The 23,232-nt window shown below is 67.8% G+C and carries 24 protein-coding genes; 16 read left to right on the top strand and 8 right to left on the bottom strand.

The window, feature by feature from the left end; genetic code table 11:
- Positions 1-5: 5 nt before the first annotated feature.
- The 6 genes from LK996_RS15185 to groES all read right to left on the bottom strand — a co-directional run bounded on the left by LK996_RS15185 (position 6) and on the right by groES (position 5,591).
- The gene (locus LK996_RS15185) at positions 6-827 is read right to left on the bottom strand and encodes a TorF family putative porin (RefSeq protein ID WP_230528210.1); all 822 of its coding nucleotides are present in this window, start codon (positions 825-827) and stop codon (positions 6-8) included.
- A gap of 9 nt (positions 828-836) precedes the next feature.
- A complete protein-coding gene (locus LK996_RS15180; protein ID WP_230528209.1) occupies positions 837-2,099 on the bottom strand; it encodes a S8 family peptidase in 1,263 nt (420 codons plus the stop codon).
- A 5-nt stretch (positions 2,100-2,104) separates the two neighbouring features.
- The gene (locus tag LK996_RS15175; RefSeq protein WP_230528208.1) at positions 2,105-2,773 is read right to left on the bottom strand and encodes a zf-HC2 domain-containing protein; all 669 of its coding nucleotides are present in this window, start codon (positions 2,771-2,773) and stop codon (positions 2,105-2,107) included.
- Entirely contained in the window at positions 2,770-3,312 is a 543-nt protein-coding gene (locus LK996_RS15170) for an RNA polymerase sigma factor (protein WP_230528207.1), read from the bottom strand. Before LK996_RS15170 ends, LK996_RS15175 begins: the two co-directional genes overlap by 4 nt.
- A 297-nt stretch (positions 3,313-3,609) precedes the next feature.
- Entirely contained in the window at positions 3,610-5,247 is a 1,638-nt protein-coding gene (groL, locus tag LK996_RS15165; RefSeq protein ID WP_230528206.1) for a chaperonin GroEL, read from the bottom strand.
- Positions 5,248-5,303: 56 nt separating this feature from the next.
- Positions 5,304-5,591 (bottom strand): co-chaperone GroES, encoded by a 288-nt coding sequence (groES, locus tag LK996_RS15160; RefSeq protein WP_230528205.1) that lies wholly within the window; start codon positions 5,589-5,591, stop codon positions 5,304-5,306.
- 620 nt (positions 5,592-6,211) lie between these two features.
- Between groES and LK996_RS15155 the strand changes: the two genes are divergently transcribed.
- The 14 genes from LK996_RS15155 to purD all read left to right on the top strand — a co-directional run bounded on the left by LK996_RS15155 (position 6,212) and on the right by purD (position 20,363).
- Positions 6,212-6,640, top strand: coding sequence for a helix-turn-helix domain-containing protein (locus tag LK996_RS15155; protein WP_230528204.1), 429 nt, complete (start codon positions 6,212-6,214; stop codon positions 6,638-6,640).
- A gap of 77 nt (positions 6,641-6,717) precedes the next feature.
- Entirely contained in the window at positions 6,718-7,041 is a 324-nt protein-coding gene (gene cutA / locus LK996_RS15150; protein WP_230528203.1) for a divalent-cation tolerance protein CutA, read from the top strand.
- 13 nt (positions 7,042-7,054) lie between these two features.
- Entirely contained in the window at positions 7,055-9,280 is a 2,226-nt protein-coding gene (locus LK996_RS15145) for a protein-disulfide reductase DsbD (RefSeq protein ID WP_230528202.1), read from the top strand.
- Complete coding sequence (locus LK996_RS15140) at positions 9,277-9,873, top strand: TlpA disulfide reductase family protein (protein ID WP_230528201.1); 597 nt, start codon at positions 9,277-9,279, stop codon at positions 9,871-9,873. Before LK996_RS15145 ends, LK996_RS15140 begins: the two co-directional genes overlap by 4 nt.
- A gap of 135 nt (positions 9,874-10,008) precedes the next feature.
- Positions 10,009-10,464, top strand: a complete 456-nt coding sequence (gene aroQ, locus LK996_RS15135; protein ID WP_230528200.1) for a type II 3-dehydroquinate dehydratase — start codon at positions 10,009-10,011, stop codon at positions 10,462-10,464.
- Between the two features lie 8 nt (positions 10,465-10,472).
- On the top strand, positions 10,473-10,952 hold the full coding sequence (gene accB / locus LK996_RS15130) for an acetyl-CoA carboxylase biotin carboxyl carrier protein (RefSeq protein ID WP_230528199.1): 480 nt from the start codon (positions 10,473-10,475) through the stop codon (positions 10,950-10,952).
- 10 nt (positions 10,953-10,962) lie between these two features.
- Positions 10,963-12,330: an acetyl-CoA carboxylase biotin carboxylase subunit gene (gene accC, locus LK996_RS15125; protein WP_230528198.1), complete on the top strand. Its 1,368-nt coding sequence runs from the start codon at positions 10,963-10,965 to the stop codon at positions 12,328-12,330.
- Positions 12,331-12,375: 45 nt separating this feature from the next.
- The gene (locus LK996_RS15120; RefSeq protein WP_230528197.1) at positions 12,376-13,071 is read left to right on the top strand and encodes a hypothetical protein; all 696 of its coding nucleotides are present in this window, start codon (positions 12,376-12,378) and stop codon (positions 13,069-13,071) included.
- A 138-nt stretch (positions 13,072-13,209) separates the two neighbouring features.
- Complete coding sequence (locus LK996_RS15115; protein WP_230528196.1) at positions 13,210-14,496, top strand: hypothetical protein; 1,287 nt, start codon at positions 13,210-13,212, stop codon at positions 14,494-14,496.
- A 25-nt stretch (positions 14,497-14,521) separates the two neighbouring features.
- Positions 14,522-15,442, top strand: coding sequence for a 50S ribosomal protein L11 methyltransferase (gene prmA, locus LK996_RS15110; protein WP_230528195.1), 921 nt, complete (start codon positions 14,522-14,524; stop codon positions 15,440-15,442).
- Positions 15,443-15,476: 34 nt separating this feature from the next.
- Positions 15,477-17,042 (top strand): DUF3426 domain-containing protein, encoded by a 1,566-nt coding sequence (locus tag LK996_RS16640; protein ID WP_305068732.1) that lies wholly within the window; start codon positions 15,477-15,479, stop codon positions 17,040-17,042.
- A gap of 97 nt (positions 17,043-17,139) precedes the next feature.
- The gene (gene fis, locus LK996_RS15095) at positions 17,140-17,400 is read left to right on the top strand and encodes a DNA-binding transcriptional regulator Fis (RefSeq protein WP_230528194.1); all 261 of its coding nucleotides are present in this window, start codon (positions 17,140-17,142) and stop codon (positions 17,398-17,400) included.
- A 70-nt stretch (positions 17,401-17,470) separates the two neighbouring features.
- Positions 17,471-19,042 (top strand): bifunctional phosphoribosylaminoimidazolecarboxamide formyltransferase/IMP cyclohydrolase, encoded by a 1,572-nt coding sequence (gene purH / locus LK996_RS15090; protein WP_230528193.1) that lies wholly within the window; start codon positions 17,471-17,473, stop codon positions 19,040-19,042.
- Between the two features lie 28 nt (positions 19,043-19,070).
- Positions 19,071-20,363 (top strand): phosphoribosylamine--glycine ligase, encoded by a 1,293-nt coding sequence (purD, locus tag LK996_RS15085; RefSeq protein WP_230528192.1) that lies wholly within the window; start codon positions 19,071-19,073, stop codon positions 20,361-20,363.
- Between the two features lie 3 nt (positions 20,364-20,366).
- Here the strand turns inward: purD and LK996_RS15080 are convergent, their stop codons facing one another.
- A complete protein-coding gene (locus LK996_RS15080; RefSeq protein ID WP_230528191.1) occupies positions 20,367-20,618 on the bottom strand; it encodes a BrnA antitoxin family protein in 252 nt (83 codons plus the stop codon).
- Between the two features lie 100 nt (positions 20,619-20,718).
- Between LK996_RS15080 and LK996_RS15075 the strand changes: the two genes are divergently transcribed.
- Positions 20,719-21,357, top strand: a complete 639-nt coding sequence (locus LK996_RS15075) for a DUF6624 domain-containing protein (RefSeq protein WP_230528190.1) — start codon at positions 20,719-20,721, stop codon at positions 21,355-21,357.
- Positions 21,358-21,375: 18 nt separating this feature from the next.
- Here the strand turns inward: LK996_RS15075 and LK996_RS15070 are convergent, their stop codons facing one another.
- Positions 21,376-21,768 carry a helix-turn-helix domain-containing protein gene (locus tag LK996_RS15070; RefSeq protein WP_230528189.1) on the bottom strand — a complete coding sequence of 131 codons (393 nt, stop codon included), beginning with the start codon at positions 21,766-21,768 and terminating at the stop codon, positions 21,376-21,378.
- Positions 21,769-21,857: 89 nt separating this feature from the next.
- Between LK996_RS15070 and LK996_RS15065 the strand changes: the two genes are divergently transcribed.
- Complete coding sequence (locus tag LK996_RS15065) at positions 21,858-23,219, top strand: hypothetical protein (protein ID WP_230528188.1); 1,362 nt, start codon at positions 21,858-21,860, stop codon at positions 23,217-23,219.
- Positions 23,220-23,232: the final 13 nt, after the last annotated feature.

The raw sequence follows: 23,232 nt of genomic DNA, 5'->3' as shown, positions 1-23,232 counted from the left end.
TGTCGTTACCAGCGATACACGCAGCCCAGGACCCAGCCCGAGCGGTCGCGCGGATTCCACGGGACGGCGTACGCGGTGGCGTCCTCGCCGTCGATCGATTGCCAGGTCAGTTGCACATCGCACGCGCGCGTGGTGAAGGACACGCCGGTGCGCACGTCGATGCGCGTGCGATCGTCGTCGCGGAGTTCTTCGCTGTAATAGAAGGCGCGCGCGGGGCGTGCGTTGTTCGGGTCGTAGTCTCCGCCGCCGCCTCCGGAGCCTCCGCCGGGCGTCTCGGGCGTGGGGTCGTAGGCGTTCGCCCCGCGCCCGCTGTGCGCAACGCCCACGTGCCACAACCAGCGCCAGCGTTCCCCGAACGGCACACTGCCGTCGAGTTCGACATAGACGTTGGACACCTGTCCGAAGTAGTCGGGCGCGTAATGCATGCGCAACGCGGCGCGACGCCAGGCCACGCCGCCGTGCACTTCGACGTAGTCGGCTTCGTCGTTCGCGCTGAAATGCGAGTAACGCACGCCGACGTCCCAGCTGCGCCCCTGCGCGTCGCGACGCGCGTAGCCGAAGTACGGCACGAACTGCACACCGCTCTCGCCGCCGTAATCCGCGCTCGATGCGAACAGGCCTGTATACGCACCTTGCGCCCAGTCGTACGCGACGCTCGCCTGCACGGCGGGATCGCCGTCGCTCAGCGAGTAGCCGCGATAGCGATAGTCGGACACGACGCCGACGGTGCCGGAAACCTGCGCGGCCGCATCGAACGCGCAAAGGCACGCGAGCGCGGCGAGCGCGCATCGCAGTCCCTTCCAACGCTCCGTGGCGATCCGCCGCACTGCGCGCTCTCAGTGGCGCGGCGTCTCCTGTGCATCGGCGAGCCTGCATCCGCAGGCACATCCGGGGCCGGCGCGCGCGAAGGCGGCGCAGGCGTCGATCGACAGGGGTCGCGCCGCAGCGGAGCCTAGCGCAGGTCCGGGCGCGAGTGCGTCACGCACTGCAGCACTGCGCAGGCGCGGGGCGGCGTCGCGCAGCAACGCGACCAGGCCGCTCACCTGCGCGGCGGCGAAGGACGTGCCACCGACGAGTCCCCATCCGCCATCGACCGTCGTGGTCGGCAGGGCGTCGGCCGGCGCGAGGAAGGCGCGGAACGGCAGCGCGCGCGAGGCATCGCCCGCGACCGCGACCACGCCCGGATGCGACGCGGGAAAACCGCCGTCGGCCGCGCGCGGATCGACGGCGGCGACCACCGCCGCGCCGCGCTGCATCGCAACGTCGACCAAGCGCGACAGCAGCACGTCGCGCGGACCGCCGAGGCTGAGGTTGATCACCTGCGCGCGACTGTCGATCGCGAACTGCAGGGCCTTGGCGAGCGTGAACGTGTTGCATTGCGCGCGCCCCTTGCCGTTCGCCTGCCAGCACGCGCGCAGCGCGAGCAGCCTGGCGTCGGGTGCGACGCCGGCGATGCCGAGTGCATTGCCGGCGCGCGCCGCGATCAGGCCCGCGACCTCGGTGCCGTGCGTCTCTGGAATCGCACGACGTGCGTTGTCGTCGGCGACGAAGTCGCGGGATTCTGAAATCTGTCCGCGCAGGTCGGCGTGCGACGCGGCGATGCCGCTGTCGATCACCGCGACGGTGACGCCGCGCCCGGTCGCGAAGGCGTGCAGTTCGTCCAGTTTCCACGCCACGCCCGCGGGCTGCGCGGGATACAAGGGGTCCTGGCCTGCCGCGAGCGAATCGAAGCGCTGCATCGACTGCACGGATTCGACGCGCGGATCCGATGCAAGCGAAGCGACGGCCTGTTCGGCGGATTGCGCGTCCTTCGCTTCGAGCACGTAGCAATCCAGGCCGAGCGCGGGCATCGGCCAATCCGTGCGCAGCGCCATGCCGTGTGCGGCGGCGAGCTTGCGCGCGATGCGTGCGCGCGCCTTGTGGCCCGGCGCGTTGCGGTAGTCGCCGATGTAACCGGCCTCCGGCGTCGCGTGCGCGGCGGGGGCGCGCAGCATCAGCAGGACGTCGCGCGATGTGTCGTGGTCGTACGAAGCGTCGGGCTGCGCGGCGAGCGCGCCGCCGGAAAGCAGGGCGAGCAGCAGGAGGAGCAGCCAGCGCACGCGTTTCATTCCGGCGGCGCAAGACGCTCGGCCATCGCCACGCCGGGCGATGCGCGCAGTGCATTGCGCACGGGTTCGGCCTGGCCCGGAGGCGTGGCCACGAGGAAGGCGCCCGTCGCGTTCGGCCCGTCCACGATGCGTGCGTGGTTCGCGCCGAGCAATTCCCGCAATTGCGCATCGGTCAGGCGCGGGTCGAACACGACGAGCAAGGTGTCCTGCGACGACACCGGCGAAGGCGTGGCCGACAGGGTGTGGAAGGTCTGCGGTTGCGGTGCCGGCTCGGTGCGCAGGAGGAAGGCGGCGAGCACGACGACGGCGGCGCATTGCGCGGCGAGTGCGATCCGCATCCACGGCGCCGAACCGTTCCATCCGTCGCGCACGCGACCCAGGTCGAAGCGCGTCGACGGTGCGCGGCGCGCGGCATGCAGCCGTTGGCGCATGTGCGACCACGCGCGATCGGCGTCGCGCGGATCGTCGGCCGGTTGCATCGCGTCGTTCGCATCGATCACCGCACGCACGGCGGCGAGTTCGGCGCGGCACGACGCGCAATCGGCGAGGTGACGTTCGACCTGCGCGGTTTCGTCGTCATCGAGCGTCGCGTTGGCGTACCACGGCAGCAGCCGTTCGACGTCGCGATGCGCGTGGCCTTCGAAGGAGAGGATGCGACCGTTCATAGCGCCTGCGCTCCTTCATCGCCGAGCAGCGCCTTCATGTGGCGACGCGCGTAGAACATGCGCGTCTTCACCGTCGCCACCGGGCAACCGACGATGTCGGCGATCTCCTTGCAGCTGCAACCGTGGAAGTAGGTCAGGTCGATCACCGCGCGGTGTTCCGGCGACAGCTGCACGAGGACGGCATCCAGGCGTTCGCGCAGTTGCCGGTGCTCGAGTTCGTGGTCGGGTTCGGCATCGCGCGGCGCCGCGGGTTCGTCGATGGGATCGGGGAGCGACCAGTCCACGCGCCGCAGCGCCTTCAACGCCTGGCGGTAGGCGATCGCGAACAGCCACGTCGACACGCGCGACGTCGCATCGAACGTATGGGCCTTCCGCCACGCTACGAGCATCGTGTCGTCGAGCACTTCGTCCACCATCGTCGACTGGCGCAACATGCCGCGCAGGAAACGGCGGAGTCTCGGGTAGTAGGCGCGATACAGCGCCTCGAAGGCGCGCACGTCCTCCATCGCCACGAGACCGATGAGATCGGCTTCGTCCATGGCGATGGATCGCTCCGCCCCGCGCGGCGTCCCGCGGTCGGGGCCCTCGTTCCATGGGCCTTGCGCCATCCTGACCCTCCTGTCGCCCGTATTTACCTCTGCGGGGCTCGACGGTTCAAAGATACGCCCGGTTGCCGGAACCAAATGGAAAGGCCCGCTTTCGCGGGCCTTTCGTGGTGCAGCGGCATCTGGAGCAGCGGCTCTTTGGACTAGCCCCCTAGTTGGGGGCGGTTCCCCGCCGAAGGCGGGGAAAGTCGGGGATGGCGCTGCGCAAATGTCTGATTTCGCTTTGCGAAATCAGAAATCCATACCGCCCATTCCGCCCATGCCGCCGCCCGGCATGGCCGGTTCGTCCTTCTTCGGCAGCTCGGCCACCATCGCTTCGGTCGTGATCATCAGACCGGCGATCGAGGCCGCGTTCTGCAGCGCGGTGCGGGTGACCTTGGTCGGGTCGAGGATGCCCATGGCAACCATGTCGCCGAACTCGCCGGTCTGCGCGTTGTAGCCGAAGTTGCCCTGGCCTTCCTTGACCTTGTTCAGCACGACCGACGGCTCTTCACCGGCGTTGGTGACGATTTCGCGCAACGGGGCTTCCATCGAACGCAGGGCGATCTGGATGCCGTGGTTCTGGTCTTCGTTGGCGCCCGTGAGCTTGCCGACCGAGGCCAGCGCGCGGATCAGGGCGACGCCGCCGCCCGGGACCACGCCTTCTTCCACCGCCGCACGCGTGGCGTGCAGGGCGTCTTCGACGCGGGCCTTCTTTTCCTTCATTTCGATTTCGGTCGAGGCGCCGACCTTGATCACGGCCACGCCGCCGGCGAGCTTCGCGACGCGCTCCTGCAGCTTCTCGCGGTCGTAGTCCGAGGAGGTCTCCTCGATCTGCGCCTTGATCTGCTTGATGCGCGCTTCGATGCCACCGGTTTCGCCGGCGCCGTCGATGATCGTGGTGTTCTCCTTGGAGACCTGCACCTTCTTCGCGCGGCCGAGGTCCTTGATCGTCGCCTTCTCGAGCGAGAGGCCGACTTCCTCGGAGATCACGGTGCCGCCGGTGAGGATCGCCATGTCTTCCAGCATCGCCTTGCGACGATCGCCGAAGCCCGGGGCCTTCACCGCGCACACCTTCACGATGCCGCGAATGGTGTTGACGACGAGGGTCGCCAGCGCTTCGCCTTCGACTTCTTCGGCGACGATCAGCAGCGGCTTGCCGGCCTTCGCCACGCCTTCGAGGACGGGCAGCAGGTCGCGGACGTTCGAGATCTTCTTGTCGTGCAGCAGGATGAAGGGATCATCCAGCTCGGCCGACATCGACTGCTGGTTGTTGATGAAGTACGGCGAGAGGTAGCCGCGGTCGAACTGCATGCCCTCGACGACGTCGAGTTCGTTCTCCAGGCCCGAGCCTTCCTCGACGGTGATGACGCCTTCCTTGCCGACCTTCTTCATCGCGTCGGCAATGATGTTGCCGATCGATTCGTCCGAGTTGGCCGAGATCGTGCCGACCTGCGCGATCGCCTTGTCGTCGGCGGTCGGCTTGCTGATGTTCTTCAGCTCGGCGACGGCCGCGGTCACGGCCTTGTCGATGCCGCGCTTGAGGTCCATCGGGTTCATTCCGGCGGCGACCGCCTTCATGCCTTCGCGGATCAGCGCCTGCGCGAGCACGGTCGCGGTGGTGGTGCCGTCGCCGGCGTTGTCGGAAGTCTTCGAAGCGACTTCCTTCACCATCTGCGCGCCCATGTTCTCGAACTTGTCGGCGAGCTCGATTTCCTTGGCGACGGAGACGCCGTCCTTGGTGATCGTCGGGGCGCCGAAGCTCTTCTCGAGCACGACGTTGCGGCCCTTCGGGCCGAGGGTGGCCTTGACGGCATTGGCGAGCACGTTGACGCCGCGCACCATCTTCGCGCGCGCGTCCTCACCGAAACGAATTTCCTTGGCAGCCATTGCGGATTACCTCAGTAGATGAATTCTTGTGTTCTTTGCGATGCGAAGGGCGACGCTCAGCCGATGACGGCGAGGATGTCGTCTTCCTTCACGACCAGGTATTCGGTGCCGTCGAGCTTCACTTCGGTGCCGCTGTACTTGCCGAACAGCACCTTGTCGCCGGCCTTGACCTTCGGGGTCCGCACGCTGCCGTTGTCGAGGACCTTGCCTTCGCCGACGGCGACGACTTCACCCTTGATCGGCTTCTCGGTCGCCGAGTCCGGGATCACGATCCCGCCGGCCGACATTTTTTCTTCTTCCATGCGCTTGATGACCACGCGGTCGTAGAGCGGCTTGATGTTCATGTACAACCCTCGCAAGTGGTTGAAGTGGTTGAGGAAAGGGCGCGAATTCTAGCAGTCGCGGAAAGCGAGTGCCAAAGTCGCGGCCAAAAGAGACCCGGAACACCGGGACGGCGAGTCATTTGCGGACGCGCGCGGGATCTTTCAAGGGCTCGGGAAGATCCACGTAAAAAGCTTGGGGACCCCTTCAACCGGCGAACACAGGGGGAAGGGCCGGGAGGGGTCCCGCAAAACGTGCGCGCAAGAAAGAAAAAAGGGCGCGCACGTGGCCGTGCGCGCCCCTGGGTCAGGAGTTGCCGCTCCGTGGCTGGTGATCCCTCACCGTCCCCCGCCCCCAGTCCTTTGCTGCCGATGGTCCATTCGACACGCGCAGGATTGCGGACTCCGTCGCCGTTGTGAAGCGTGGTGGCGGCCGCAAACCCGCTAAATGCGGTAGCGAAAACCGGTGGTTACATCGCTGGTTCCAGATTCCCGTTCGCTGCCGCTACCAAAAGTAGACATGTTGATGCCATTATCATTCACCCGGTGAGCATTGGTCACAACTTCCCTTCATACGGCCGGTTCGGCTGTGTAACGTGCGGACCACGCCTTCACACCGCGCTGATTTTTCGACGTAGAGCACCATGACTTCCCAGCAACGCATCCGCCTCGCAAGGCGCCACGCCGCGATGTCGCAGACGCAGCTCGCCCAGGCCGTGGGCGTGCAGCGCAGTGCGGTGAGCCATTGGGAGGCGCCGCAGGGCAAGAACCCGAGCGTCAAGCACCTTCGCGAAATCTCGATGGTCACCGGCGTGCAGTTCGAGTGGCTCGCCACCGGCCGCGGGCAGATGGCGCCGTCGCGCGAGACCGTGCTCGATTCGGTTTCCGCGGTCGACGCGCTGCTGGTCGACGACGCGCTCGAGCAACGCCTGCTCGTCGCCTTCCGCGAAGCCCCGGTGCGCGCGCGCCTGGCGCTGGTCGAACTCATGGAAGAACTCGCGAGCCAGCGCACCGGGCGCCCGCGCGCGAAGTCCCTCATGACGGCCGACGCGTACTACGACAGCCTCGACTGACCGCGCCTTACTGACGAGGCACTCGGCCCGGCCGGGCCGCGCGGGTACCCTATGGCGCCCCTCGACCGCGCCCCGCCGTGACCGCCCTGCTCTGCTTCACCGCCTGCCCCGACGCCGAGACCGCGCAACGCATCGCCGATGAACTCGTGCATGCGCGCCTCGCCGCGTGCGTGAGCGTGTTGCCGGGCATGCGTTCGACGTATCGCTGGGAAGGCGCGATCGAACACGCCGACGAAGTGTTGCTGATGGCCAAGACCGTGCCCGTGCAACTGGCCGAACTGCAGGCGCGCATCGTCGCGCTGCATCCCTACGAACTGCCGGAGATCCTCGCGGTCGAAGCCGGTGGCCTGCCCGCCTACCTGCAATGGATCGCGCGCGAAGCCGATCCTTCCGCCGACTGACGATCCCCCGCCGATGACGATGCCCTGGAAACACGCCGCGAAGCTCTCGCTCGCCCTCCTGCTGGGCGCGCTGTCGTGGTCCGCGCACGCGGTCGACGAAAAGGACCTGCTGCCCGTCGACCAGGCCTTCGCGCTCGAGGCGCAGGCCACGTCGCGCGATGCGATCGCGCTGACCTGGAAGATCGCGCCCGGCTATTACCTCTATCGCCACCGCACGAGCGTGTCGGCGACGGGCTTCGACGGCACGCTCGAAATGCCGCCGGGCAAGCACAAGCGCGACGAATTCTTCGGCGACGTCGAAACCTATCGCACGCAATTGCAGGCCACGTTCGCCGGCACCGCCGCGGCCGATGCACGAACGGTGACGTTGAAGGTGAAGTACCAGGGGTGCGCGGACGTCGGCGTGTGCTATCCGCCGCAGACGCGCACGCTGCAGGTGTCGCTGCCTTCGCCTTCGCCCGTGGCGGGATTGCTCGGTGCGCCGGCGCAGCAGGGACCATCGTTGTTCGGCGCCGCAAAGGGCGAGCCATTGCCGGCGGAACAGGCGTTCAACATCGAAGCGATCGCCGACGGTGGCGACGCGTTGCTCGTGCGCATGACGCCGGCGCCGGGCTATTACATCTATCGCGACAAGACGCAGATGCGCATCGAAGAAGGCGACGGCATCGCGTTGCGCGCGCCGCAATGGCCGGCGGGCAAACAACATCGCGACGAGCATTTCGGCGAAGTCGTCGTGTACTTCGATCCCGTCGACGTGAAGGTGCCGGTGCAGCGCGCGCATGCGGGTGCGGTCGAGGGCACGCTGCATGTCTCGTTCCAGGGCTGCCAGGACGGCGGCATTTGCTATCCGGTGATGACGCGTGCGGTGCCGGTGTCGTTGCCCGCGGGCATGGTGTCGGCTGCGAATGGCGATGGTGTCGCTGGCGCGGCCCTCGCCGACGACGGCGCACCGATCGCGGAAGACCAGCGCCTCGCGCGCAGTCTGATCGGCAGCAAGCGCACGTGGGCGCTCGCGTTGTTTTTCGTGTACGGGCTGGGGCTCGCGTTCACGCCGTGCGTGTTGCCGATGGTGCCGATCCTGTCGGGGCTGATCGCGGGAAGCGGCAAGCGCATCGGCGCGGCGCGCGGGTTCTCGCTGTCGATGGTGTACGTGTTGTCGAGCGCAGTGGTGTTCACCATCGCGGGCGTGCTCGCGGGCATGCTCGGTGCGGCGGCGAACCTGCAGGCATGGATGCAGAACGTGTGGGTGCTCGGTGCGTTCGCGGCGTTGTTCGTGCTGCTCGCGCTGTCGATGTTCGGGGTGTACGAACTGCAGTTGCCGGCGGCGCTGCGTTCGCGCCTCGGTGCGGCGAGCGATCGCCAGCGCGGCGGTTCGTGGTGGGGCGTGGCGGCGATGGGCGCGTTGTCGGCGCTGATCGTCGGGCCGTGCGTCGCGCCGCCGCTGATGGGCGCGGTGTTGTACATCGCGCAGACGCGCGATCCGGTGTTCGGCGGCGCGGCGTTGTTCCTGCTCGCCCTCGGCATGGGCGCGCCGCTGGTCGCGTTCGGTGTCGCCGCGGGCAAGGGCATGCCGACCAGCGGGCCGTGGATGATGACGGTGCAGCGCGTGTTCGGCTTCGTGTTCCTCGGCCTGGCGATCTGGATGTTGTCGCGCGTGTTGCCGGCGGCGGCGACGCTCGCGCTGTGGGGCCTGCTGGCGCTCGGCGCGGCGACGTGGGTGTTCACGCTCGGCGTGAAGCCGCGAACGAAACTCGCGGCGCGATTCGCCTCCGTGGTGCTCGGCGTCGTCGGCGCGGCGCAACTGCTCGGCGCGATGGCGGGCGGGCACGATCCGCTGCAGCCGTTGTCGGGCATCGTCGGCGAGAAGCGCGAGGCCGTGGCGTTCAAGCGCATCAAGTCGGTCGAGGACCTGGATCGCGAACTCGCCGCGGCGCGCGCGAACGACCAGCCGGTGATGCTCGACTTCTATGCCGACTGGTGCGTGAGCTGCAAGGAGATGGAGAAGTACGTCTTCACCCAGCCGAAGGTGCACGAGGCGCTGCGCGGTTACGTGCTGCTGCAAGCCGATGTCACCGCGAACGACGAGGCCGACCAGGCGCTGATGCAGCGCTTCGGCATCATCGGTCCGCCGATGTCGCTGTTCTTCCGCGATGGTGAAGAGCGCCGCGGTCTGCGGCTGACGGGGTTCGAGGAAGCGGACAAGTTCGTCGAACGCGCTCGAAGCGGAGCCGCGAAGTGAACACGACGACGAAGGTGGTGCTCATCGCCTTCGCCGCGGGCGCCCTCGGCGTCGTCGCGAGCCTGCTGACCACCGGCCCCGGTCCCTTGTGGCGCACCGAAGTCGGCCAGCGCGCGCTGAACTCCGCCGCGCAGGCGACGGCGCCCGCGCCGCCCGCGGGCATCGAAGTCGCCAGGCGCGGCGACGTGATCCCGACCTTCGCGTTGCACAGCCTCGACCGCAGCCAGGTCGAACTGCCCGCGGCGTTCAAGGGCCGCCCGGTCCTCGTCAATGTCTGGGCGAGCTGGTGCGGCCCGTGCATCACCGAGATGCCCGCGCTTCAATCCTTCGCGAAGGCCGAAGGCGACAACGGCGTCCAGGTGGTCGGCATCGCGCTGGATGATATCGACGCCGTGCGCGCCTTCATCGAGCGGACGGGCGTGACCTACCCGATCCTCGTCGATGCCCCCGGACCGGCCGACGCCGGCGTCCGCCTGGGCAACCCCAAGGGCGTCCTGCCCTATTCGGCACTGGTGTCTGCCGACGGGCGGTTGCTGAAGCAGCGGATCGGCCCCTTCGAGGAAGGGGAAATTGCAGGCTGGGCAAAGGATTAGAGGGCCTACTCAAAGGTCGGCATAAGTCCTGCGAACTTCGCCGATACGGTAGAGAACTGCGATCTAGCTTCTGGACACCCGGGAAGGGTTCGGCCAGACTTCGCCTCCCCTTCCCGCATGGCGCGCCGAGATCGAATGGCGAAGCTGCTGGTCCTGCATGGCCCAAACCTCAACCTGCTCGGCACGCGCGAGCCGGAGGTCTATGGCCGCACGACCCTCGCCGAGATCGACGCCGATCTCGCCGCGCGCGCGCGCGCCGCGGGCCACGACCTCGAGTCCGTGCAGTCCAACGCCGAGCACGTCCTGGTCGACCGCATCCAGCAGGCCCGCGACGACGGCACCGCTTTCGCGCTGGTGAACCCCGCCGCGTTCACCCACACCTCGGTGGCCCTGCGCGATGCGCTGGCCGCCGTCGCGCTGCCCTTCATCGAAGTGCACCTCTCCAATCCGCACGCGCGGGAACCGTTCCGCCGCACCAGCTACTTCAGCGACCTCGCCGTCGGCGTCGTCGCGGGGTTCGGCGCGGCGAGCTACCGACTCGCGCTCGATGCCGCCCTCGTGCGGCTCGCCCCCGTCAACACCGCACCCTGAGGCCCGCCATGGACCTGCGCAAAATCAAGAAGCTCATCGATCTCCTCGAAGAATCGAACCTCGCCGAGATCGAAATCAAGGAAGGCGAAGAGTCCGTCCGCCTGGCGCGCGTGCCGCGCGGCGGCGTGGCCGTCGCCGCGCCGCAGATGGCGATGCCGATGCATGTCGAATCGCGCCCGGCGGTCATGCCGATGGCGGGCCCGACCGACGCCGCGAGCGGCGGCCACCCCAAGCCGTCCTCCGACCTGCCGGAAGGCCACATCGTCCGCGCGCCGATGGTCGGCACGTTCTACGCCTCGCCGTCGCCGGACAAGCCCGCGTTCGTCACCGTCGGCCAGGCCGTCAAGGCCGGCGACACGCTGGGCATCATCGAAGCGATGAAGATGTTCAACCCCATCGAAGCCGACGTGTCGGGCACGGTGCTGAAGGTGTTGGTCGAGAGCGGCCAGCCGATCGAATTCGACGAACCCCTGTTCGTCATCGGCTGAGGTTGTCGTGATGCTCGATAAAGTCGTTATCGCGAACCGGGGCGAAATCGCGCTGCGCATCCTGCGCGCGTGCCACGCGCTCGGCATCCGCACGGTCGCGGTGCATTCCACCGTCGACCGCAATCTCAAGCACGTCGCCATGGCCGACGAATCGGTGTGCATCGGCCCCGCGCCGTCGACCGATTCGTACTTGAACATGGCCTCGATCATCGCCGCGGCGGAAGTCACCGACGCACAGGCGATCCACCCGGGCTACGGCTTCCTCAGCGAGAACGCGGACTTCGCCGAACGCGTCGAGCAGTCGGGCTTCGTGTTCATCGGCCCGAAGGCCGACACGATCCGCCTGATGGGCGACAAGGTCGAAGCGATCCGCGCGATGAAGGCCGCCGGCGTGCCGTGCGTGCCCGGCAGCGGCGGTCCGCTCGGCGACGATCCGGCGACCAACGTCAAGATCGCGCGCGAGATCGGCTACCCGGTGATCGTGAAAGCCGCGGGCGGCGGCGGTGGCCGCGGCATGCGCGTGGTCCACACCGAAGCGCACCTGCACAACGCCATCCAGACCACGAAGACCGAAGCGAAGGCGGCCTTCAGCAACGACATGGTCTACATGGAGAAGTTCCTGGAGAACCCGCGCCACGTGGAGATCCAGGTCCTCGCCGACGGCCAGGGCAACGCGATCCACCTCGGCGAACGCGACTGTTCGATGCAGCGCCGCCACCAGAAGGTCGTCGAGGAAGCGCCAGCTCCCGGCATCACGCCGGAACAGCGCGCGGAAATCGGCCGCGTGTGCGTGGAAGCGTGCATCCGCATCGGCTATCGCGGCGCGGGCACGTTCGAGTTCCTCTACGAAAACGGGCGCTTCTACTTCATCGAGATGAACACCCGCATCCAGGTCGAACATCCGGTGACCGAGATGGTCACGGGCATCGACCTCGTGCGCGAACAGTTGATGATCGCCGCCGGCCACAAGCTGTCGATCAGGCAGGAAGACATCGTGTTGAACGGCCACGCGATCGAGTGCCGCATCAATGCCGAAGATCCGGACACGTTCATGCCCTGCCCCGGCCTGATCCAGCACTTCCACGCTCCGGGCGGCCCGGGCGTGCGCGTCGACAGCCACATCTACGAGAGCTACCGCGTCCCGTCGAACTACGACTCGATGATCGGCAAGCTCATCGTGCACGGCCCCGACCGCGCGACCGCGATCGCGCGCATGCGCGTGGCGCTGAGCGAAATGGTCGTCGACGGCATCAAGACGAACATCCCGCTGCAGCAACGCATCCTCGCCGACGGCGGCTTCCAGCAGGGTGGACAGAACATCCACTACCTCGAAAAGCGGCTCGCGGAACGGAAAGAGAAGTCGCTGTCGATCGTTTGATGCATGGACCCCGCCTCGGCGGGTTCCTTGCTTACGGGGGTCGAGATGCAAGAGCACCGCCGCATCGCCAGGACCGAACTCGACAAGACCGTCGTCGGCATCGAGCTGACGCTCATCTCCATCATCCAGGGCCTCGCACTCGCGGTGCTCGCGGGCGCGGCGGTCGGCCCGATGGTGCGGCTCGAATGGGAAGCCTGGCCGTACGTCTTCACCGGCCTGCTGGTGGTGCTGATCTTCTGGTCGCGTTCGCTCATCCACACGCTGAGCTTCATCGGCTGGCCGCTCGAGTTCGGGCACACCTTCGGTTATTTCGGCGCGACGCTGATCGAAGCGGCGGCGCTGACGCAGGTGTCCGATCCGCGCGCGTGGTTCGCGCTCAATGCGTGCTACGCGCTCGCGGTGTGGGGCCTGTACGCGTGGGACCTGCGCGTGGTGCGCAGGCAGGCGCACGACTTCGCGACGCCGGAAGAACGATTGCTGCACGACGACATCGTCCGCGACCAGCGCGACAACATCGTGTTGCTGATGCCGCTCGCGGTCGCATTCCAGGGCGTGTCGTGGTGGCTGGTGCATCGCTTCCCCGATGCGATGTTGCGCGATCGCGGGCACCTGTTGCTGATCGGACTGACGATCGTCTTCAGCCTCTGGTACCTGCATGGCGGCGTGCGCCTGTTGCGGCGGCGACGCGACTGGATCCTCGCGCGGCAGGCGCAGGAACGCGCGGAAGCCGGCGAAAGCTGAACGCCTTCACAACCCGGCCGTCGCCGACGAGTGGCCGGTTTTTCGCCAATGCGGCGTTTGAAACCATGCACCCGCCGAACTGCGGGTGTTTTTTCGTTCCCGCGTTTTTCGCTCCCGTGTTACGTCGCCGAGGTTCGCATGTATCGCTCGCACATCACGCTGTCCCCGAAGTTCCGCAACGTTCGCCGCGCCGCGCTCGCCGTCCTCATCGTCGGCGCGCTGCTCGCACTGCCGGCCGCGAGCCAGCAGGGCAAGTCGCCGAAGACGCAGCTGTGGCTGGACGTCGGCACGCACGCGATGCCCGGCATGCCCAACATGTCCAGCGGCATGGGCGGTGTTGCGGCGCGCATGTTCGGTGGCGACGCGATGCAGAACCACTACGGGTCGGCGCGCTATTCCGGCTTGCCCGGCAAGTACGTCGACATCGCGATGCTCAACCAGCTCAACCCCGGCAAGGAAGCCGAAGACCTCATTCCGACCGGCATGCAGCTCGGCAAGTCGTTGCCGCTGCTGCCGCCGAAGGCCGAAGCGAAGCCCGAACTCGGCGGCAACACCTACGGCCGCGCCGACGGCAACGCGAAGGCGCGCATCCTGATCTATTGGGGTTGCGGCCTCGAAGTGCGCCCGGGCCAGCCGCGGGAAATCAAGTTCGAAGTGAAGGACGGCAAGGTCATCGGCGACACCTCCAAGTGGGGCACCGCGATGCAGGGTCGCTACGCGCCCGATCGCACCGTCGACGTCGACCCGCGCTACGCGCTGTGGCCGAACGAGAAGCTGCGCAAGATGGTGCCGGCGAACGGCTCGCTCGTCGGTAATCACAAGATCGTCGGCGAGAAGGTGCCGGAGTCGCTGCAGTTCGAACTCACGCGCACGCAGGACTTCATGCCGCAGATCGCGCTGAGCAAGACCGGTTCGGTCGAATCGGGCCTGACGTACAAGTGGCCCGCGGTCGATCGCGCGAATGGTTACTTCCTCAGCGCGATGGGCATGCAGGACGACGCGATGGTGCTGTGGAGCAGCTCCGAAACGCCGGACGCGGGCATGGGCATCATGGATTACCTGCCGCCGTCGACCGTCGACAAGTGGATCAAGGAGAAGGTGCTGCTCGCGCCGAGCGTCACCTCGTGCGCGGTCCCGAAGGGCATCTTCGCCAGCAACGGCGGCCAGGGCGCCGGCGGCATGCTGCAGATGATCGCCTTCGGCCCCGAGTCGCACTTCGTATATCCGCCCAAGCCCAGCGATCCGAAGCTCGCCGCGGCGTGGAATCCGGAATGGAACGTGCGCGTGCGCAACAAGTCGACCGCGACGGCGATGCTCGGCCTCGACATGGGCTCGATGCAGCAGGTCAACGACGAAGGCGAGGCGCCGCAGCAGCCGCAGGAATCCAAGACCAAGAAGCTGCTGAAGGGTTTGCTGGGTCGCTGACACGGCGGCGGGTAAACTGCCCGCCATGCCCTGGCTAGAACTCACGCTGCAATGCCGCGAACAGGACCAGCCGCGCTACGAGCGCGCGCTGGAGGACGTCGGCGCCCTCGCGGTGACGCTGCTCGACGCGGACATCGACACCCCCAACGAACGCGCGATCCTCGAACCCGGCGTCGGCGAAACGCCGCTGTGGGGCGAGATCTCGCTGTCGGCGCTGTTCGAAGCCGACGCCGACGCATTGGTGCTGCTCGCCGCGCTGGAAGCCTTCGACCACGAGCTCGACTGGTCTCGCGCGAGCTTCCGCAAGGTCGAGGACCAGGATTGGGAACGCGCGTGGATGGACCAGTACGTGCCGCTCGCCTTCGGTGCGCGCACGTGGATCGTGCCTTGGAATCGCGAGTTGCCCGTCGAAGCGCAGCAGCATGACGCCGCCGTCGTGCGACTCGATCCGGGCCTCGCGTTCGGCTCGGGCACGCATCCGACGACGTCGCTGTGCCTGCAATGGCTCGATGCCCTCGCCGAAGCCGGCGAACTCGAAGGCCGCACCGTGCTCGACTTCGGTTGCGGCTCGGGCATCCTCGCGCTCGCGGCGCTGAAGCTCGGCGCGGCGCGCGCGGTCGGCGTCGACAACGATCCGCAGGCGCTGATCGCCACGCAGGACAATGCGCAGCGCAACGGCGTCGACGAACGCATGAACGTGTTCCTGCCCGACGACGAACCGCCGGCGCAATACCCGCTCGTCGTCGCGAACATCCTCGCCTCCGCGCTCGATGCGCTGGCCGACATCCTCGCTTCGCGCGTCGCCCCCGGCGGGCGGATCGCCCTGTCGGGGATCCTCGCCGGCCAGGAGGACGCACTGCTGGACCGTTACGGCGAATGGTTCGATTCGCTCGCGGTTGCGCAGGAAGGTGACTGGATTCGCATCGACGGCGTGCGCGCGGCCTGATCCGTTCACGCAACGAGCGTGCTTGAATAGCCGCATGTTCGTCCTGTGTCCCCATTGCCAGTTCCTGGTCGGCGTCGACCCGCGCACGGGTCGGCCGCCTGCGGCGTGCCCGAAGTGCGGCAAGGAGATGGAGTCGCAGGCAGAAGCGGAAGTCGCGCCGGTCGATTCGGTGCCGGTCGAGTCGGCGCCAGTCGAGCCGAAGCAGGCGGAAGCCGCGCTCGGAAGGAAGAAGCACGTCGAAGCTGTGCCGGTCGAAGCTGCGCCGGTCGAAGCTGCGTCGGTCGAAGCTGCGCCGGCTGCGCCGATTCAACCGGTAGTACCGATTCAACCGGCCCCGATGCAACCGGCGCCGATCGCGACGGAGCCCGCGCCGCCGCCCGCCGAATCGCCTGCGCCAACGACACCCAGCGCCGACGACTTCATCGCCGCGATGGCGCAAAAAGCGCCACGCAAGCCGCGCGCGAAAACGAAAGAGATCGTCGCGAAGCCGGCAGCCGAAAAACCTGCGCGACGCAAACGCGCGACGCACGAGGACGCGGCGGAAGCGACACCGACCACGACGCCTGCGCCGAAGGCCGCGCCAAAACCCACGCCTGCACCGAAACCCGCGGGCCCTTCGTTGTCCGCGCGCATCGCGGCATGGGCGAAGTCGCTGAAGCCCGAGCCGAAGGCGAAACCCGCGGCGGCAACGCCTGAACCGTTGCCCGTCGAAACACCGGAACGCAAGAAAGCGACGGTCAAACCGGTGCCGTCGTTGCGCGAGCGCGCCGCGAAACGCGCGGCCGCTGCAACGCCCGAGTCGACGCCGGCCGACACGAATATCGAAGCACCGACGCCCGTGGCAGTGCCGACCGAAGTCGCGACACTCGCACCCACGCCCGTCGAAGCCGCACTCGCCGCGCAGCCGGATTCGATCGTCGCCGCGCAGCCCGAACCGATCGTCGCCGCCAACGTCGAAACCGTCGTCGAACCCGCCGTCGTCGAAGCCCTGTTCGCCGACGTGCAACCGACACCGCCGACGCCGCCACCACCGACACCACCGCCGCCACCGAAAGTCACGCCGCCACTCGTGCGCCGCGGCGCGCCCGCGCCCAGCTTCGCCCGCGCGCGCAGCGGGCTGCGTGCGGCGATGCCCGCACGATGGCAGTCGATCGCCGCCATCGGTGGCCTCGCATTGTTGCTGGCGGTGCAACTGTTGCTCGCGCAACGCGATGCGCTGGCCGCCGATGCGCGCTGGCGACCGACCATCGGTGCGCTATGCGGCATGTTGCGTTGCAGTGTTCCCGCGTGGCGCGAACCTGACGCGTTCACCATGCTCAGTCGCGACGTGCGCCCGCATCCGGTTGCAGCAGGTACGCTGCAGATCGATGCGAGTTTCCGAAACGATGCGCGTTGGTCGCAGGCGTGGCCGCGATTGGTGGTGAGCCTGTCGGACATCGATGGCCGTGTTCTCGGCACGCGCGCGTTTACTGCGAAGGAGTACCTCGGCGACGCCGCGGGCACCCAACCCACCCTTGCACCAGGACAGACCGCGGCGGTCTCCCTCGCCGTCGTCGAACCTGCGCCTGGCGTGGTCGCTTTCAGTTTCGAATTCCGCTGAGCGGTCGTTCGCCAGCCGTGCATGGTGGCGGGCGCCGCGCTAGACTCGCCGTCCCGTTGCCAGGGCGGGCGCAGCACCAACGCGTAGGGGAAGTCGTTTGAACGCCGCCGCTGATCGACAAGAGAAGCCTCGTCCGCCGTTGCGCGAGCACGTCGCGAATTCCGTGCGCCGCTACCTGCGCGACATGGACGGCTGCGAAACCCAGGATCTGTACAACATCGCGCTGCGCGAGCTCGAGATCCCGCTGTTCGCCGAAGTGCTCAACCATTGCGAAGGCAACCAGAGCCGCGCGGCCACGATGCTGGGCATCCATCGCGCCACGCTGCGCAAGAAACTGCGGGATTACGGCCTCGGTTGAGGCCCGCACACGGGGCGCCGCCGCCACGCCGCTATAATTCGCGGCCCCACACCCCCGGTTCCGCTGCCGCATGACCGCCGATCGCCTGCCCGTGCGCCGGGCCCTGTTGTCCGTGTCCGACAAGACGGGCCTCACCGACCTCGCCCGCGCGCTCGCCGCGCTCGGCGTCGAACTGATTTCCACCGGCGGTACCGCGAAGGCGCTGCGCGACGCGGGCCTGGCGGTCCGCGACGTCAGCGAACTCACGCAGTTCCCGGAAATGATGGACGGTCGCGTCAAGACGCTGCATCCGCTGGTGCACGGTGGCCTGCTCGGTCGCAGCGGCACCGACGATGCGGTGATGGCCGATCACGGCATCGCGCCGATCGATCTGCTGGTGCTGAACCTGTACCCGTTCGAAAAGGTCGCGGCGAATCCGGACAGCACCATGGACGAGATCGTCGAGAACATCGACATCGGCGGCCCGGCGATGCTGCGTTCGGCGGCGAAGAATTTCGCGCGCGTGGCGGTGGCGACCGATCCGGCGCAGTACGCGTCGCTGGTCGAAGAATTGCAGGGCAACGACGCCACGCTGTCGGCGCGCACGCGCTTCGCGATGTCGGTGGCCGCGTTCAATCGCGTGGCGCAGTACGACGCGTTCATCAGCGACTACCTGTCGTCGATCAACGAAGACGGCACGCGCAGTCATTTCCCTGCGCAGCAGAACAGCAACTTCGTGAAGGTGATGGACCTGCGCTACGGCGAGAACCCGCACCAGCAGGCCGCGTTCTACCGCGACCTGTGGCCGGTGCCGGGCACGCTGGCGACGTTCACGCAGCTGCAGGGCAAGGAACTCTCGTTCAACAACCTCGCCGACAGCGACGCAGCGTGGGAATGCGTGCGCCAGTTCGAAGGCACCGCATGCGTGATCGTGAAGCATGCCAATCCGTGCGGCGTCGCCGAAGCGGCCGACAACGCGGCGGCGTACGAACTCGCCTACGGCACCGACCCGACGTCCGCGTTCGGCGGCATCATCGCCTTCAATCGCACGCTCGATGCGGCGACGGCAAAGACCATCCTCGACCGCCAGTTCGTCGAAGTGCTGATCGCGCCGGACTACGAGCCGGGCGCGCTCGAATACGCGAAGAAGAAGGCCAACGTGCGCGTGCTGCGCATCCCGCACGGTTGGGGCAAGAACAACGCCGACGTCAAGCGCGTCGGTTCCGGCCTGCTGATGCAGACCGCCGACATCCGCGAAGTGACGCGCGACGAACTCAAGGTCGTCACGAAACGCGCGCCGACGCCGACCGAATTGAACGATCTGCTGTTCGCCTGGCGCGTGGCCAAGTACGTGAAGTCCAACGCGATCGTGTACGCGAAGGACGGACGCACCGTCGGCATCGGCGCGGGCCAGATGAGCCGCGTGGTGTCGGCGAAGATCGCCGCGCTCAAGGCCGACGAAGCGGGCCTGGTCGTGCCGGGCTCGGCGATGGCCTCCGACGCGTTCTTCCCCTTCCGCGACGGCATCGACGCCGCGGCCGCCGCCGGCATCCGTGCGGTGATCCAGCCGGGCGGGTCGATGCGCGACAACGAAGTGATCGCCGCCGCGGACGAGCACGACATCGCGATGGTGTTCACCGGTATCCGCCACTTCCGCCACTGACGTCCAACGCACTCGCCAGGAGCAGCGCATGAAGATCCTCGTCATCGGTTCCGGCGGTCGCGAACACGCGCTGGCGTGGAAGATCGCGCAGTCCCCGCGGGTTTCCGAAGTGATCGTGGCCCCGGGCAACGCGGGCACGGCGACCGAGGCGAAGTGCCGCAACGCCGGCGTCGACGCGAAGGACATCGACGGCCTGCTTGCGCTCGTCGAGCGCGAGGGCGTGACGCTGACGGTGGTCGGTCCCGAGCAGCCGCTCGTGCTCGGCGTGGTCGATCGCTTCCGCGCCGCGGGGCATCGCATCTTCGGCCCGACCGCCGCGGCGGCGCAGCTCGAAGGCAGCAAGGCGTTCGCTAAGGACTTCCTCGCGCGGCACGGGATTCCGACCGCGTATTACGCGGTGCATACGAAGATCGACGAAGCATTGGCGTACGTGCGCGAGAAGGGCGCGCCGATCGTGGTGAAGGCCGACGGCCTCGCGGCCGGCAAGGGCGTGATCGTCGCGATGACGCTCGAGGAAGCCGAACACGCGATCGAAGACATGCTGTCGGGCGAAGCCTTCGGCGCCGCCGGCGCGCGCGTCGTCATCGAGGAATTCCTCGACGGCGAAGAAGCGAGCTTCATCTCGATGGTCGACGGCAAGACCGCGCTGCCGATGGCGACGTCGCAGGACCACAAGCGCGTGCACGACGGCGACACCGGCCCGAACACCGGCGGCATGGGCGCATATTCGCCCGCGCCGGTGGTCACGCCCGAGGTGCATGCGCGCGTGATGCGCGAAGTCGTCGAACCCACCGTGCGCGGCATGATCGCCGACGGCGTCCCGTTCACCGGCTTCCTCTACGCGGGCCTGATGATCGACAAGTCCGGCGCGCCGAAGGTCATCGAATTCAACGTGCGCTTCGGCGACCCGGAAACGCAGCCGGTGATGATGCGCCTGCGCTCCGACCTCGTGGATCTCGTCGAAGCCGCCATCGACGGCAGACTCGACCGCGCGCAGGCCGACTGGGACCCGCGCATGTCGCTGGGCGTCGTGATGGCCGCCGAGCACTACCCCGGCACGCCGCGCCTGGGCGACATCATCAACACCTGGGACACGCCGGACGTCGAGAACACCAAGGTCTTCCACGCCGGCACGCGCGTGGAAGGCGAACACGTCGTCACCTCCGGCGGCCGCGTCCTGTGCGTCGTCGCGCTGGGCGACACCGTGGCCGAAGCGCAGCAGCGCGCGTACGCGGAAGTCGCCGGGATTTCGTGGCACGGCGAGTTCCACCGGCACGACATCGGGTGGCGGGCGATTGCGCGGGAGCGGGGGGAGGCGTAAGCGTCAGCGCGTTGCGTCGTCCGTCGGCGGCAAGCCCAACGATTGACGCAATGCGTTGTTCATCGCCCCTTGGTATCCGCGACCTGCCCTGTCGGCCTGCTCGCGAAACATGTCCAATACTTCATCGTCGATATAGATGGTGATGCGAGTCTTGCCCTGCGGAATCGGAAGCACCGGTCCGCGACGTCCTTTTGAAAAATCCAGTTCTCGTGTCATGACGCCGAGCGTGCGCGCTGGCCTTAGATGCTGCACCACGAAAGCTCGCTCCGTGCGCATCTGCTAGCCTTCATCGCGTACGCGCTTTGGCGCAGGGGAATCGGAAATGCTCTTGGAACGACGCGGGAATGCCTCCTGTATGTTGAACAGACGCGTCGCGTTCGCGGTCGTCGCGAGTTTGCTGTCGTCTTCTGCGCTCGCAGTCGATTGCACACCTGCCGCACTTCGCGAAGCACTCGCGACGCACGCCAATGCCGATCAGGCCGCACGCAAGGCGTTGATGGCCAACCCCTCCGACAAGAACGCACTCGACATCGCGCTGCGCACCGATCGCGACAACACCGCGTGGATGCGCGAAGTCGTCGCGCAGTGCAACTGGCCGAAGCAGTCCGAAGTGGGCAAGGAAGGTGCGATGCACGCGTGGCTCATGGCGCAGCACGCCGACATGAGCCCGGACTTCCAGGTCGCCGCCGCGGCGGCGATGAAGGAGGCGGTGCTCGCCGGCGAAGCGAATGGCGGCGCGCTTTCGCGCCTGGTCGATCGCAATCGCATGCAGCAGAAGCAACCGCAGGCCTACGCGTTGAATCCCGAGGTCACGCCGGCCAAGACGCTGCGCTTCGACATCGAGGATCCGGCCAACCTCGATGCGCGCCGCAAGGAGATCGGCTTGGCGCCGTTCTACTGCCACGCCGTCGAGATGAGCGAATCGCGCAAGCTGCCGATCGAATGGCCGCAAGGCGTGCTCTTCATTCCGACGGAGTGCCCGGAAGCGGAGTGACGCCCTCGGCGGAAGCCGTCAGCGTTTCCGCTCGCGCTCTTCCCCGAGGTGCTCGATCAGGTCGCGCACGATCTTGCGGGCCTTTGCCGGCAAAACGAGGAAAGCGTCGATCGCATGCTGATCCGGCGCACTGATGCGGAATTCGGTGCGCGACTCGCGAACGCGGGAAGTGGTGTCGGTTCCGTACTGCAATGCGGTTGGTTCGATACGGAGCAATTGCGCCAACGCTTTGAGATTGCGCTGGCGCGGCATGCTCTTTCCGTGCAGCCAACGGGAAATCGCTTGCGGCGTCGTGGGATCACCGCCATGGCGCGTAAGGAGTCGTGCGAGTTCCGACGGACTCTCCGCATAACCTGCGGCCTTCACCGCATTTCGCAGTCGCTCACCGAACAGGGCTTGCTCGCTTTTCATGGCGCCGACGTTAGGCGCAAGCGCGCGAAGGCCTTGCAAGTATCGCGTTATGCTCGTTGAACCAATCAGGTTCAACGCAGGCAATCGCGATGGCCACCTCCCTTCTCGAACGACTTCCGCGAATCGTCGCGCACGGCCGGCGCCAGGCGCAGCGACTCGTGGATTCCACGCACGGACGACAGCGCGAACGCGCCGTTCCCGTGGAATGGATCGACGTGCCCGGCGACGCCGCAACGGACACGGGCGCTCCATCGCGGCGCGTGTTGTGCGGCGTGCCGGCGTTGTCGGTCGCGGCGCTGCTCGCCGAACAACGCGAATGCCGCGCGCCTCGCATCGGGCGCGTCGTCGTCGACCTGCACCCGGCGTGCGATGGCGACGCGCTGCCCGCACGGCTCGCGCGCTGGGCCCCGTGCCTGGCGCTCTTGCGCAAGGTTGCACCGTCGGCGGCGCTCGCATTGCGCGTCGCGCCGGACGAAGCCTCGATCGTGCAACTCGTATTGGATGCCTACACGTTGCGCGATACGGACGTCGAGCCACATGCAGACGCGACGACGCTGCTGCTCGCGGAAGACGCATCGCGCTTGCCCGCGCTCGCTTCGGAGACGAAGACAACGACGAAGGACGCGCACTGGATCGCATGCGTCCGCGATGCCACCGCGTGCGCGGCGCTGCGTCGCAGCTTGTTGCTGCGCGGCGACACGCGCTTCCGCATCGATGCGGTCGGCGCGACGCCCGCCGAATGGATGCGCCGCAACGCCGCCGCCCAACCGCTCGCGGCAATGCACGCCGCGCTGGTGGCCTACGGTGCGAAGCCGCTCGTGGAAACGGCGTCGATGGCCACGCCGACCGGTCGCCGGCGCGCGGGCGCGGACGTCGTGCTGGGCGAAGTACGACGCGACGGCGAACGCACGCTCGTCTGGGTCGATGCCCCCGATCGCCGCACCGGCGAGGCGACGGTGTGCCGCGCGATCACCCGCCGCGAACACGGCCGCTACGACCGCGTCGTCGTCCTCGGCTGGCACGTCGCGCCGCTGCTCGGCCAGCAACTGGCCGGGCGCGGCGACCTGCGCGTGGAGGTGCAGGCGATCCGCTGCCTGCCGCGCGCCGAACGCGGCCCCGTGCTGCGCATCGATCCGCGCGGTTTCGCGCCCATCGACGGGCTCGCGCGTGCATGCGTCGACCGCCGTCGTTCGCGCAGCGCGCCCGACTTCGAATGGGTGAACGTGCAACTCGGCGACGACTTCGGCGAGCCGGTCGTCGATTGGAGCATCGACCCCGCGCACGACGGCGACGTGTTCCGCGGCGCGTGGCACGCCTTGCGCGACGGCGAACCCGGCGCGCGCAGCGTCAGCCTGCGGCTCCCCCGCCACGATGGCCCGCGTCGCGTCTGCGTCCGCGCGCTCGGCGCCGACGGCCGCGCGAGCGAGTTGCTGTACGTCGTCCTCTGCTAGGCTCCGCGCAACC

Origin of the sequence: Noviluteimonas lactosilytica (genome assembly GCF_020866925.1) — a bacterium.
GTDB classification, from domain to species: domain Bacteria; phylum Pseudomonadota; class Gammaproteobacteria; order Xanthomonadales; family Xanthomonadaceae; genus Noviluteimonas; species Noviluteimonas lactosilytica.
Note: the sequence above shows the minus strand (reverse complement) of the source record. Positions and strands in the feature narration are given on the sequence as shown.